The sequence below is a fragment of the Kosakonia sp. MUSA4 genome (assembly GCF_013085925.1).
GTDB lineage: Bacteria > Pseudomonadota > Gammaproteobacteria > Enterobacterales > Enterobacteriaceae > Kosakonia > Kosakonia sacchari_B.
Genome location: NZ_CP025697.1, coordinates 288,283 through 301,007 on the forward strand (window position 1 = coordinate 288,283; position 12,725 = coordinate 301,007).

General features: G+C 55.2%; 10 protein-coding genes. 7 read left to right on the plus strand and 3 right to left on the minus strand.

Annotated features, from left to right (window positions below; all coding sequences use genetic code 11):
* Nucleotides 1–43 precede the first annotated feature (43 nt).
* From ytfQ to C0557_RS01340, 5 genes are all read left to right on the plus strand, one after another.
* On the plus strand, nucleotides 44–1,000 hold the full coding sequence (gene ytfQ / locus C0557_RS01320) for a galactofuranose ABC transporter substrate-binding protein YtfQ (RefSeq protein WP_074774271.1): 957 nt from the start codon (nucleotides 44–46) through the stop codon (nucleotides 998–1,000).
* A gap of 54 nt (nucleotides 1,001–1,054) precedes the next feature.
* Nucleotides 1,055–2,557 (plus strand): galactofuranose ABC transporter, ATP-binding protein YtfR, encoded by a 1,503-nt coding sequence (gene ytfR, locus C0557_RS01325; RefSeq protein WP_208657231.1) that lies wholly within the window; start codon nucleotides 1,055–1,057, stop codon nucleotides 2,555–2,557.
* Nucleotides 2,558–2,570: 13 nt separating this feature from the next.
* The gene (gene ytfT, locus C0557_RS01330) at nucleotides 2,571–3,593 is read left to right on the plus strand and encodes a galactofuranose ABC transporter, ATP-binding protein YtfT (protein ID WP_074774277.1); all 1,023 of its coding nucleotides are present in this window, start codon (nucleotides 2,571–2,573) and stop codon (nucleotides 3,591–3,593) included.
* Entirely contained in the window at nucleotides 3,580–4,578 is a 999-nt protein-coding gene (yjfF, locus tag C0557_RS01335; RefSeq protein WP_007372794.1) for a galactofuranose ABC transporter, permease protein YjfF, read from the plus strand. The genes ytfT and yjfF overlap by 14 nt, the downstream gene beginning before the upstream one ends.
* 111 nt (nucleotides 4,579–4,689) lie before the next feature.
* Complete coding sequence (locus tag C0557_RS01340; RefSeq protein WP_208657233.1) at nucleotides 4,690–6,255, plus strand: methyl-accepting chemotaxis protein; 1,566 nt, start codon at nucleotides 4,690–4,692, stop codon at nucleotides 6,253–6,255.
* Between the two features lie 192 nt (nucleotides 6,256–6,447).
* Here the strand turns inward: C0557_RS01340 and fbp are convergent, their stop codons facing one another.
* Nucleotides 6,448–7,446 carry a class 1 fructose-bisphosphatase gene (gene fbp, locus C0557_RS01350; protein ID WP_208657234.1) on the minus strand — a complete coding sequence of 333 codons (999 nt, stop codon included), beginning with the start codon at nucleotides 7,444–7,446 and terminating at the stop codon, nucleotides 6,448–6,450.
* Nucleotides 7,447–7,722: 276 nt separating this feature from the next.
* Here fbp and mpl point away from each other — a divergent pair, with 276 nt between their 5' ends.
* A complete protein-coding gene (gene mpl / locus C0557_RS01355) occupies nucleotides 7,723–9,105 on the plus strand; it encodes a UDP-N-acetylmuramate:L-alanyl-gamma-D-glutamyl-meso-diaminopimelate ligase (RefSeq protein WP_074774286.1) in 1,383 nt (460 codons plus the stop codon).
* Between the two features lie 63 nt (nucleotides 9,106–9,168).
* On the opposite strand, the gene C0557_RS01360 is transcribed toward mpl, so the two are convergent.
* Nucleotides 9,169–10,377, minus strand: coding sequence for an aldose 1-epimerase family protein (locus C0557_RS01360; protein WP_208662755.1), 1,209 nt, complete (start codon nucleotides 10,375–10,377; stop codon nucleotides 9,169–9,171).
* Nucleotides 10,378–10,670: 293 nt separating this feature from the next.
* Nucleotides 10,671–11,225 (minus strand): ribosome biogenesis factor YjgA, encoded by a 555-nt coding sequence (gene yjgA, locus C0557_RS01365; protein ID WP_074774290.1) that lies wholly within the window; start codon nucleotides 11,223–11,225, stop codon nucleotides 10,671–10,673.
* Between the two features lie 95 nt (nucleotides 11,226–11,320).
* On the opposite strand from yjgA, the gene pmbA reads away from it, so the two are divergent.
* Nucleotides 11,321–12,673, plus strand: a complete 1,353-nt coding sequence (pmbA, locus tag C0557_RS01370) for a metalloprotease PmbA (RefSeq protein WP_071920097.1) — start codon at nucleotides 11,321–11,323, stop codon at nucleotides 12,671–12,673.
* The last annotated feature ends 52 nt before the right edge of the window (nucleotides 12,674–12,725 follow it).

Sequence of the window (12,725 nt, forward strand, 5' to 3'; positions counted from 1 at the left end):
CAGGTGAAGTTGTAGCCAACAATAACCCTACGAGGATGCTCTTATGTGGAAGCGCTTACTTCTTGTCACAGCAGTTTCGGCAGCCATGTCGTCTATGGCGATGGCCGCCCCTTTAACCGTAGGATTTTCGCAGGTCGGATCAGAATCCGGCTGGCGAGCCGCTGAAACCAACGTCGCGAAAAGCGAAGCCAGCAAACGCGGCATTACGCTGAAAATCGCCGACGGTCAGCAAAAACAGGAAAACCAGATCAAAGCCGTACGTTCGTTTATCGCTCAGGGCGTGGACGCCATCTTTATTGCGCCAGTAGTAGCAACGGGCTGGGAGCCGGTACTGAAAGAAGCGAAAGACGCCAAAATTCCGGTGTTCCTGCTCGATCGCTCCATCGATGTTAAAGATAAATCGCTCTATATGACCACCGTCACCGCCAACAACATTCTTGAAGGCAAGCTGATTGGCGAATGGCTGGTGAAAACCGTGGACGGTAAACCATGTAACGTCGTCGAACTGCAAGGCACCGTCGGCGCCAGCGTGGCGATCGATCGTAAGAAAGGGTTTGCCGAAGCCATTTCTAAAGCCTCTAACATTAAGATCATCCGTTCGCAATCCGGCGACTTTACCCGCAGTAAGGGTAAAGAGGTGATGGAGAGCTTTATCAAGGCGGAAAACAACGGCAAAAATATCTGCATGGTTTACGCCCATAACGATGACATGGTGATCGGTGCGATTCAGGCGATCAAAGAAGCGGGCCTGAAACCGGGCAAAGATATCCTGACCGGCTCCATCGACGGCGTACCGGATATCTACAAAGCGATGATTGACGGCGAAGCCAACGCCAGCGTCGAACTGACGCCGAACATGGCTGGCCCGGCGTTCGACGCGTTAGAGAAATTCAAAAAAGACGGCACCCTGCCGCCGAAGCTGACTATCACCAAATCCACGCTCTATCTGCCGGATACGGCAAAAGAGGAGCTGGAGAAAAAGAAAAATATGGGTTACTGAGTCGCGAAAACCCTCTCCTCATTGGGGGGAGGGTAACGGTTTAAGGGGTCGACAATGAACGCGGAAGCACACCAGGAAATCCTGCGTACCGAAGGCTTAAGTAAATTCTTTCCCGGCGTAAAAGCGCTCGATAACGTGGATTTCAGCCTGCGGCGTGGCGAGATCATGGCGTTGCTTGGGGAAAACGGCGCCGGGAAATCAACGCTGATTAAAGCGTTAACCGGCGTTTATCATGCGGATAAAGGGGCTATCTGGCTGGAAGGTCAGCAGATCAATCCCAAAAACACCGCCCATGCACAGCAGCTCGGCATCGGCACCGTGTATCAGGAAGTAAACCTGCTGCCGAATATGTCGGTGGCGGACAACTTATTTATTGGCCGCGAACCGCGGCGTTTTGGTTTGCTGCGCCGCAAAGAGATGGAAAAACGTGCGACCGATCTGATGGCGTCTTACGGTTTTTCGCTGGATGTGCGCGAGCCGCTCAACCGTTTTTCGGTGGCGATGCAACAGATCGTCGCGATCTGCCGCGCCATCGATCTGTCAGCCAAAGTGCTGATCCTCGATGAACCGACCGCCAGCCTGGATACCCAGGAAGTGGAGATGCTGTTTACGCTGATGCGCCAGCTTCGCGACCAGGGCGTCAGCCTGATTTTCGTCACCCACTTTCTCGATCAGGTTTATGAAGTCAGCGATCGCATTACCGTGCTGCGTAACGGCGGTTTTGTTGGCTGTCGCGAAACCCGCGAGCTGCCGCAAATTGAGCTGGTGAAAATGATGCTGGGCCGCGAACTGGACAGCAGCGCGCTTCAGCGCGCCGGACGTACGCTACTGAGCGATAAACCGGTTGCGGCGTTTAGCGGCTTTGGCAAAAAAGGCGTTATCGCGCCGTTTGATCTGGAAGTTCGCCCCGGCGAAATCGTCGGTCTGGCCGGGCTGCTGGGTTCCGGGCGCACCGAAACCGCCGAAGTGATTTTTGGCATCAAACCCGCCGACAGCGGCAGCGCGATCATCAAAGGCAAGAGCCAGACACTCCGTTCTCCGCACCAGGCTTCGTGCCTGGGAATCGGTTTTTGCCCGGAAGATCGCAAAACCGACGGCATCATCGCGGCGGCCTCCGTACGGGAAAACATTGTGCTGGCGTTGCAGGCGCAGCGCGGCTGGCTGCGGCCGATTTCGCGCAAAGAACAAAACTCGATTGCCGAGCGCTTCATCCGCCAGTTGGGGATCCGCACGCCGAGCGCCGAGCAGCCGATTGAGTTTCTCTCCGGCGGCAACCAGCAAAAAGTGCTGCTCTCGCGCTGGCTGCTGACCCGGCCTCAATTTCTGATCCTCGATGAACCGACGCGCGGTATCGACGTCGGCGCGCACGCTGAGATCATTCGTCTGATTGAAACCCTCTGCGCCGATGGTCTGGCGCTGCTGGTTATCTCCTCTGAGCTGGAGGAGCTGGTGGGCTATGCGGATCGCGTGATCATCATGCGCGATCGCAAACAGGTGGCGGAGATCCCGCTCGCAGAGCTGTCGGTTCCGGCGATCATGAATGCCATTGCGGCGTAAGGAGTAGAGTGTGATGCCTCAAACTGTGGGTCAAACCGGGCAGCCGAAGCGACGCTTTAACTGGCCCACCGGAACGCCCCAGCTTATCGCGCTGGTGCTGGTTCTGGTGGTGGACAGCCTGGTCGCGCCCCATTTTTATCAGGTGGTGCTGCAGGATGGTCGCCTGTTCGGCAGCCCGATCGACATTCTTAACCGCGCGGCACCCGTCGCGTTGCTGGCGATTGGTATGACGCTGGTGATCGCCACCGGCGGCATCGATCTTTCTGTTGGCGCGGTGATGGCGATTGCAGGCGCAACGGCGGCATCGCTCACCGTCTCCGGGCACAGCCTGACGGTGGTGCTGCTGGCCGCGCTGGGCACCGGCGTGCTGGCCGGATTGTGGAACGGCATTCTGGTGGCGATCCTCAAGATCCAGCCTTTCGTCGCCACACTGATCCTGATGGTGGCAGGGCGCGGCGTGGCGCAGTTAATCACCTCCGGGCAGATCGTCACGTTTGACGCGCCGTCATTGGCGTGGATTGGCAGCGGATCGCTGTTGCTGTTCCCGACGCCGGTGATTATCGCGCTGGTCACGCTGGTGCTGTTCTGGTTGTTTACCCGTAAAACGGCGCTCGGCATGTTTATTGAAGCGGCAGGGATTAATATTCGTGCGGCAAAAAACGCCGGGGTGAATACGCGCATCGTGGTGATGCTGACCTACGTTTTGAGTGGCGTGTGTGCGGCTATCGCCGGGGTGATCGTCGCGGCGGATATTCGCGGCGCAGATGCCAATAACGCCGGGCTGTGGCTGGAGCTGGATGCCATTCTGGCGGTGGTTATTGGCGGCGGCTCGTTAATGGGCGGTCGCTTTAACCTTGCACTCTCGGTGATTGGCGCGCTGATTATTCAGGGTATGAATACCGGGATTTTGCTCTCCGGTTTCCAGCCGGAACTCAACCAGGTCGTAAAAGCGGTGGTGGTGATGTGTGTACTGATTGTCCAGTCGCCGCGCTTTATCGCGCTGATTAAAGGAGTACGCGGTCATGATAAAACGTAATTTACCGCTGATGATAACGTTAGGCGTGTTTGTGCTCGGTTATCTCTACTGCCTGACGCAGTTTCCCGGTTTCGCCTCAACGCGTGTGATTTGTAATATTCTGACGGATAACGCCTTTCTGGGAATTATCGCCGTTGGTATGACCTTCGTGATCCTCTCCGGCGGTATCGATTTGTCCGTCGGCTCGGTGATCGCCTTCAGCGGCGTTTTTCTGGCAAAAGCGATCGGTGACTGGGGAATTTCGCCGCTGCTCGCGTTCCCGATTATTTTACTGATGGGCTGCGCTTTCGGCGCGTTTATGGGGCTGCTGATCGACGCGTTAAAAATCCCGGCATTTATCATCACCCTCGCGGGGATGTTCTTCCTGCGCGGCGTCAGCTACCTGCTCTCGGAAGAGTCGATTCCGATTAATCACCCGATCTATGATTCGCTCTCCAGCCTTGCATGGATGATCCCCGGCGGCGGACGGTTGAGCGCCATGGGATTATTAATGTTGCTGGTGGTGGTGATGGGGATTTTCCTCGCTCACCGCACCCGTTTTGGCAATGAAGTGTATGCCGTTGGCGGCAATGCGACATCGGCGAACCTGATGGGGATCTCCACCCGCGGCACCACCATCCGCATCTATATGCTTTCTACTGGCCTTGCGACACTGGCGGGCATTGTCTTCTCGATTTATACCCAGGCCGGTTACGCGCTGGCGGGCGTAGGCGTGGAACTGGACGCCATTGCCTCGGTGGTGATCGGCGGAACATTGCTCAGCGGCGGCGTGGGCACGGTGCTGGGAACGCTGTTTGGCGTGGCGATTCAGGGGCTGATCCAGACCTACATTAACTTCGATGGGACGCTCAGCTCGTGGTGGACGAAAATCGCCATCGGCATCCTGTTGTTTATTTTTATCGCGTTGCAACGCGGCCTGACCGTGCTGTGGGAGAACCGTCAAAGCTCTCCTGTAACACGCGTTAACACAACGGCAATAAAGTAATAACACATTGAAATAATTACTTTCTCCTAAAGTAAATCCGGTAGCGGTCGATAACTGACGAAATGGGCTTAATTTACGCCAAAAAGTATCGCTGCTACCGGAATTCACATCATGCTTAAAACGCTTTCGATCCGTACTGGTTTACTTTCTTTGCTGGCTGTTATGACGCTTCTGCTGCTGCTGGTCAGCGGCATTGGGGTGTATGCACTCAATAAAAGCTCCTCGTCGCTGGAGCGAATTAATCAACTTCAGGGCGAAAAAATGGCGCGCCTGAGCGAGGGGTACACGCTGATTTTGCGGGCGCGTAACGAAGCCGGTCAGGCGGTGCGGATGATGGAAGTGGGGCTGCTGGATGACGCCGCGAAATCCGTGAAGCAGATCAACGGCGAAATCGCGCAGGGCGAACAGTCTCTCAGCAATGTGATCGCCGCTGGTGTGGATGATGAGCAGGGTTCCGCGCTGCTTGCCCAGGTGGCAAAAAGCTACGGCGATTACGTGAACCAGGGCATTAAACCGATGCAGGATGCGCTGAATCAGCAAAGCGCAGATGCCTACTACGATTTACTGGAAAACAAACTGATCCCCATTTCCCGCCAGTTCGATAACGATATACACGCCTTCCAGAAGTGGGGTGAAGCGCGCGGCAGAGCGGAAGTGGACGCCGTACAGAGCAGCAAACGCGTAGTGATGCTGCTGATTCTGGTGGTGGCACTGATGGTGGCCGGGATTATCGTGCTGGCCTGGCTGGCGCTGCGCCATATGTTGCTGAAACCGCTGGATCGTTCGATTGAACAGCTTGAACATGTTGCGGCCGGCGATTTGATCGCAGTTAAAGCCGAGGTGAGCAGTAAAGAGTTTAACCGTCTGAACGCGGCCATCGAAGAGATGCGCCACTCGCTGATAAGCTCCGTCACCCGTGTTCGCGATGCCAGCGCACAAATCGATACCGGCAGCCGTGAACTGGCCGCTGGCAACGTCGATCTGTCGCAACGCACGGAGTCAACAGCGACATCGCTTGAACAGACGGCTGCCAGCATGGAGCAGATCACCGCCACGGTGAAACTGAACGCTGACAACGCCGAGCAGGCGCATAAACTGGCTAGAACCGTTTCCGATACCGCCGATCGCGGCAGTGAAATGGTGTGTTATGTGATTGAAAAAATGCGCGATATCTCCAGCAGTTCCGATCGCATCGCCGATATTCTCAGCGTGATTGATGCCATTGCCTTCCAGACCAATATCCTTGCGTTGAACGCCGCGGTCGAAGCGGCGCGCGCGGGAGAGCAGGGGCGTGGTTTCGCGGTGGTGGCCGGGGAAGTGCGCAATCTTGCCAGCCGCAGCGCCGAATCGGCGAAAGAGATCCGCCAGCTTATCAGCAGCTCGCAGGCGCAGGTGTCTGAAGGCAGCGATCTGGCGATGCAGGCGGGTGAAACGATGGATGAAATCGCCGAAGAAGTGCTGCGTATGACCAAACTGATGCGCGAAATCGCCAACGCATCGCAGGAGCAGAGCCGGGGTATTGAGCAGGTCAATATCGCGGTCAGTCAGATGGATGAAACTGCGCAGCAGAATGCGGCGCTGGTACAACAATCGTCTGCCGCGACCCGTTCGCTGGAAGAGCAGTCGCGCGAGCTGCTGCAAGCAATGGCATCCTTCCGCCTGCAAACCCAGGGATAATCAAAGGAAGAGAAATGGGTGTTTGTATTCAATGCGATAACGAAGCGCTGAAAGACAGCGATTACTGCGCGGTGTGCGAAGAGCGCGAGTTTAAAAAAATCCGCGGCTGGCTGTTTGTACCGCGTTAAACGGATTTTCGTGCGCTAAAAAAAAGCGCCACAAATGTGGCGCTTTATTCCTCTTTCCCTGCGCTTACGCGTCCGGGAATTCACGCATAAAACGTTCTACATCATCAACCATATGCTCATTGCCGACGAAGAACGGACGGCGCTGGTGCAGGCTTTCTGGTTGAATATCCAGAATGCGCTCTTTCCCGTCGCTCGCTTTACCGCCCGCTTGTTCAGCGAGGAACGCCATCGGATTGCACTCGTACAGCAGACGCAGTTTCCCTTGCGGGTGGCTTGCGGTGCTGGGGTAGAGGTAGATGCCGCCTTTCAGCAGGTTGCGATGGAAATCCGCCACCAGCGAGCCGATATAACGCGTGGTATACGGACGGTTGGTCGCTTTATCCTCTTCCTGGCAGAACTTCAGGTACTTTTTCACGCCCTGCGGGAATTTGATGTAGTTACCTTCGTTGATGGAGTAGGTATTGCCACGCTCCGGGAACCTCATGCGCTCCTGGCACAGGCAGAAAACGCCGAGTGACGGATCGTATGTAAAGGCGTGAACACCGCAGCCGGTGGTGTAAACCAGCATGGTGGATGAACCGTAGACCACATAGCCCGCAGCAACCTGTTTGTTGCCCGGTTGCAGGAAGTCTTCTTCCGTAACCGGCGTGCCGACGGGAGTCACGCGGCGGTAAATAGAGAAAATGGTCCCAACGGAGACGTTAACGTCGATGTTCGATGAGCCATCAAGAGGATCCATCAGCACCACGTATTTGGCGTGTTCGCAACCTTCGAAAACGACAATTTCGTCCTCTTCTTCAGATGCGATACCGGCCACGATATCGCGTGCGCGAAGTGCAGCTTTCAGTTTTTCGTTTGCGAACAGGTCGAGTTTTTGTTGCTCCTCGCCCTGGACGTTTTCAGCACCGCTTGCACCCAGGATATCGACCAGACCGGCCTTATTGATATCGCGATGAATGATCTTGGCGCCCAGTTTTATCGCCGACAGCAAAGCAGTTAATTCACCGGTGGCGTGTGAGAACTCGTGCTGCTTTTCGACAATAAATTCACCTAACGTTTTCATAACACTTTCCCTGCATGTATATGGAGTAAAGCGATCTTGTCCTGAAGGTTTCAGGTTGCTGGCGACAGCAAGTTCCGGATAGTAAACAGCCTGAACCTTAACAGCCAGCGCTTTCGAAGTCGAAAACGCGACGGACATACAACAATACTAACAAAGATTCAAAAGCTCGTGCTCAGGTGAATCGCGCCAGCAGTATGGGGATTATCCTGAAATGCATTTCTCAGACGTTAAACATATGCGTAAAATGTGCGCCAGTTTTGGAAAGGATAAAAACGTATGCGCATTCATATTTTGGGGATTTGTGGCACTTTCATGGGCGGCCTGGCCTTGCTGGCGCGTTCGCTGGGACATCAGGTGACGGGCTCCGACGCCAATATTTACCCGCCGATGAGCACGCTGCTTGAAAAGGAAGGCATTGAGCTGATTGAAGGTTATGACGCAAGCCAGCTCGATCCTGCACCGGATTTGGTGATTATCGGCAACGTCATGAAGCGCGGTAATCCATGCGTGGAAGCGGTGCTGGAGAAAAACATTCCGTTTATGTCCGGCCCGCAGTGGCTGCACGACTTTGTTCTGCGCGATCGCTGGGTCGTCGCCGTTGCCGGTACGCACGGCAAAACCACCACCGCCGGGATGGCAACCTGGATCCTCGAAGTCTGTGGCTACAAGCCGGGCTTTGTTATTGGCGGGGTTCCGGGGAACTTTGAGGTTTCTGCGCGTCTGGGCGACAGCCCTTTCTTCGTGATCGAAGCCGATGAGTATGACTGTGCTTTCTTCGACAAGCGTTCCAAATTCGTTCATTACTGCCCGCGCACGCTGATTCTGAATAACCTTGAATTCGATCATGCGGATATTTTTGACGACCTGAAAGCGATTCAGAAGCAGTTCCACCACCTGGTGCGCATCGTGCCGGGGCAGGGGAAAATCATCTGGCCGGAAAACGACATCAACCTGAAGCAGACCATGGCGATGGGCTGCTGGAGCGAGCAGGAACTGGTGGGCGAACAGGGCCACTGGCAGGCGAAGAAACTGTCCACCGATGCCTCAAGCTGGGAAGTATGGCTGGACGGCGCATGCGTCGGGCAGGTGAACTGGGGGCTGGTGGGCGAGCACAACATGCACAACGGTCTGATGGCGATTGCCGCTGCGCGCCATGTTGGCGTTGCACCGGCGGATGCGGCCAGTGCGCTGGGCTCGTTTATCAATGCCCGCCGTCGCCTCGAGCTGCGCGGCGAAGCGAACGGCGTAACGGTGTATGACGATTTCGCGCATCACCCGACGGCGATCCTCGCCACGCTGGCCGCGCTGCGCGGTAAAGTCGGCGGTACGGCGAAAATCATCGCCGTGCTGGAACCGCGCTCCAACACGATGAAAATGGGCATCTGCAAAGACGATCTGGCGCCATCGCTGGGACGCGCTGATGAAGTGTTCCTGCTGCAACCGCAGCATATTCCGTGGCAGGTTGCGGAAGTGGCAGATGCCTGCGTGCAGCCTGCTCACTGGAGCGCGGATGTCGATACGCTGGCGGAGATGATCATCAAAACCGCACAGCCTGGCGATCATATCCTGGTGATGAGCAACGGCGGCTTCGGCGGTATTCACCAGAAGCTGCTTGATGGCTTAGCGAAAAAGGCTGAGGCCGAAGCGGACAAGCTCTGACGGTTGGCTGAAATAAAAAAAACCGCGACCGGGAAACCGGCGCGGTTTTTTTATGGCTGCGGATTACTCTTTTGCCATCGGCGTGTCGATAGTCTGCGGCGTTTTGCTGCCCTGAATCTCTTTCACGCGTTTCTCTACGTCAGCCACCTGGCTGCTGTTATGCAGCAGGGTGTAAGTCAGATCGAAGCGTGTACTCTGGCCCGGTTGCAGCTGTTTTACGCGTTTTTGCGCGCGTTCAATGGTGACCGGATAGGCATAGCTGGTGCCCGGTTCAATCCCGGTAACATAGCCCTGTTTTTCCGTGTCGGTGTTTTTCCACATCGTCAGCACTGGCAGTTGTTCGGTGTTATAGCTAATTGCCACCCCTATATCGCCCGCTTTGTTCACCAGCGCGGCCACCGTCTGTTTGCTGGCATCGGCCAGCGGTTTGATATTAAACACCATCTCGTCGAAGCCTTTGGTCGGCCCGGCGTAGGTTTGCCACTCTTTCAGACCGCCTTTGGCGTAGTCGTTGAAGGGGCTGACGTTTTCATACGGCGTTATAAAACGCGCACCCTGTTCGAGAATCGGTTTGCTGAAGTTGCTGTGATAGATAATTTGATAGTCGTGTGGGTAATCCGCGTGGTTGGTCAGCACATCATGCAGGCTGAAGCTGTTGCTGCCAGGAATATAGCGCAGCTCCGTCTCTGTTTGCAGATCCACTTTTTTAAATGCGCTCTCTTTTACCAACCCGCGAATACGAATTTCATAAGGCGCCGTTTCGCTGACATCCACCGAAACCTGGGATGCTGGCGTGTTGCCCGCTTTGCCATGCAGGGTATAAATCTGCCCGTCAGCGGTGACCGGATGGCCGGTCCATTCATAACCGCAGCGCACCACCATCTCGTTGAAACCTTCCAGCCAGCCCAGTCCGTTACGGCTTTCGAGATTAATGAATGCCGGGTTGACTACCTCTTTAACCGGCGAATTCCAGCCCATATGTACGCCAAAACCGTCGGCGTAAAGCAAATTCATGCCGCGCGTCGGGCTAAGGGCAATGGTGAGGCCGTTTTTGCTGCTCAGTTTAATGACTTTACTGCCTTCCTGCTTGCCACCGTGCAGTACCACCTGCTCAATGCTGAACTGCTGATCTTTGATGTTCAGCTGATCGCTGGTAATCCGCCAGTTTCCTTGTTCTGTACCGCCTTCAGCACTTGTCAGCACCCAGGTTTTCGCCATCGCAGGGCCAGAGATAAGCAGTGCCAGAGCGGAAAGTATTACTCTCTTTTTCATCATTCCATCCTTTTTAGCTGAATCGATTATCGTCACCACAGCGAAAATCTACGTTTTGCGCAGTGGATAAAATGTGATCCGATTCATCTGATGAAAAACAGTGCGGAATGATGTATGAAAAGCGAATATTGATCACATTTATGAGAGAAATGAAACGTATAACGGTAGCGAATTTGTGATCGGTGATGATTTTAGCTTTAACGATTCAGCTAATCAGGCGTGATGCATAAAGGCGATGAAGAAAAAAGCGAGGGAAAATCCCTCCCCTGGCGGAGAGGGTGATTACAGGGCGGTTACTGCTCGCTGGTTTCAGCCAGTTCGCGCAGATACTGGAAAATCAAACGCGCGGATTTTGGCGGTTTGTTGCCTTCTTTCTCTTTCTGCGCATTGCGGATAAGCGAACGCAGTTGCTGACGGTCAGCGTCCGGCCACAGGTTCAGCACTTCCGGCACCGCATCGTCGCCCTCTTCGATCAGACGATCGCGAATCTGCTCCAGCTTGTGGAAAAATGCCACCTGCTGGTTGTGACGGTTTTTCAGCTTATCCAGCGCCTGGCGGATAGGATCCACGTCGCGTTGACGCAGCAGCTTACCGATCAGCTGTAGCTGGCGGCGGCGGCCCTCTTTTTTGATGCGCTGCGCCAGTTCAATGGCATCACGCAGATCCTGGTCGAGCGGGAGTTTATCCAGCGCGTTTTTCCCCAGATCTACCATTTCCGCGCCAAGCTGCTTTAACTCTTCAGCATCGCGCTTAATTTCACTTTTACTGACCCAGATGATCTCATCATCTTCGTCTTCAATATCATCACCGGGCACGTCGTCGAGCCAGTCGTCGGGCTGCTTTGTCATCTCAGGCTCCTTAAAAAAAGAGGCTAATGTTACCAGTTAAGGCGCGCACTGAAAAACGGTTCTCTGTTAGACTTCAAAGATTCTCTCCCTTAATTATGGCATTGGCGATGAAAGTAATCACACAAGTTGCACAACAACGCAAAACGCTGGAAGAAGCGGTTTCCACAGCACTGGAGCTGGCCTTCGGGAAAGCGGACGGTGCGGAAGTGGCGGTCAGCAAAACCACCGGGATCGGCGTCAGCACGCGCTACGGTGAAGTGGAGAATGTAGAATTTAACAGCGACGGCGCGCTGGGGATCACCGTTTATCACCAGAACCGCAAAGGCAGCGCGTCATCCACCGATCTCAGCCCGGATGCCATCGCCCGTACGGTGCAGGCGGCGCTGGATATTGCCCGCTACACCTCGCCGGATCCTTACGCGGGCGTGGCAGACAAAGAGCTGCTGGCCTTCGACGCGCCGGATCTCGATCTTTTCCACCCGGCGGAAGTGACGCCGGATGAAGCGATTGAGTGGGCGGCTCGCGCTGAACAAACCGCGCTGAAAGCTGACAAACGTATCACCAATACCGAAGGCGGCAGCTTCAATAGCCACTACGGCATTAAAGTTTTCGGCAACAGCCACGGTATGCTGCAAAGCTACTGTTCCACCCGCCATTCGCTGTCGAGCTGCGTGATTGCCGAAGAGAACGGCGAAATGGAGCGCGATTACGCCTACACCATTGGGCGTGATATCAACGACCTGAAAACGCCGGAGTGGGTCGGCGATGAGTGCGCTAAGCGCACGCTGTCGCGCCTCTCGCCGCGTAAGCTGCCGACCATGAAAGCGCCGGTGATTTTCGGCCATGAAGTGGCAACCGGGCTGTTTGGTCATCTGGTCGGCGCGATCGCCGGTGGCGCGGTGTACCGTAAATCGACGTTCCTGCTCGACTATCTCGGCAAACAGATCCTGCCGGAATGGCTGACCATTGAAGAGCATCCGCACCTGCGTAAAGGGCTGGCTTCGACGCCGTTCGACAGCGAAGGCGTGCGCACCGAACGCCGCGACATCATCAAAGATGGCGTATTGATGCAGTGGCTGCTGACCAACTACTCCGCGCGTAAGTTGGGCCTGAAAAGCACCGGCCACGCTGGTGGTATTCACAACTGGCGCATTGCCGGGCGCGGCCTGAGCTTTGAGCAGATGCTGAAAGAGATGGGCACCGGTCTGGTGGTGACCGAATTAATGGGCCAGGGCGTGAGCGGTATTACCGGCGATTATTCCCGTGGCGCTTCCGGCTTCTGGGTAGAAAATGGCGAAATTCAGTATCCGGTGAGCGAAATTACCATCGCCGGCAACTTAAAAGAGATGTGGCGCAATATTGTTACCATCGGTGACGATATTGAACAGCGCAGTAACATTCAGTGTGGTTCAGTGTTGTTACCGGAGATGAAAATCGCCGGACAATAACATTACTCCGTGGCGCAAAATGGTGCGCCTTAAGCGTGAATAATAAAAAGGA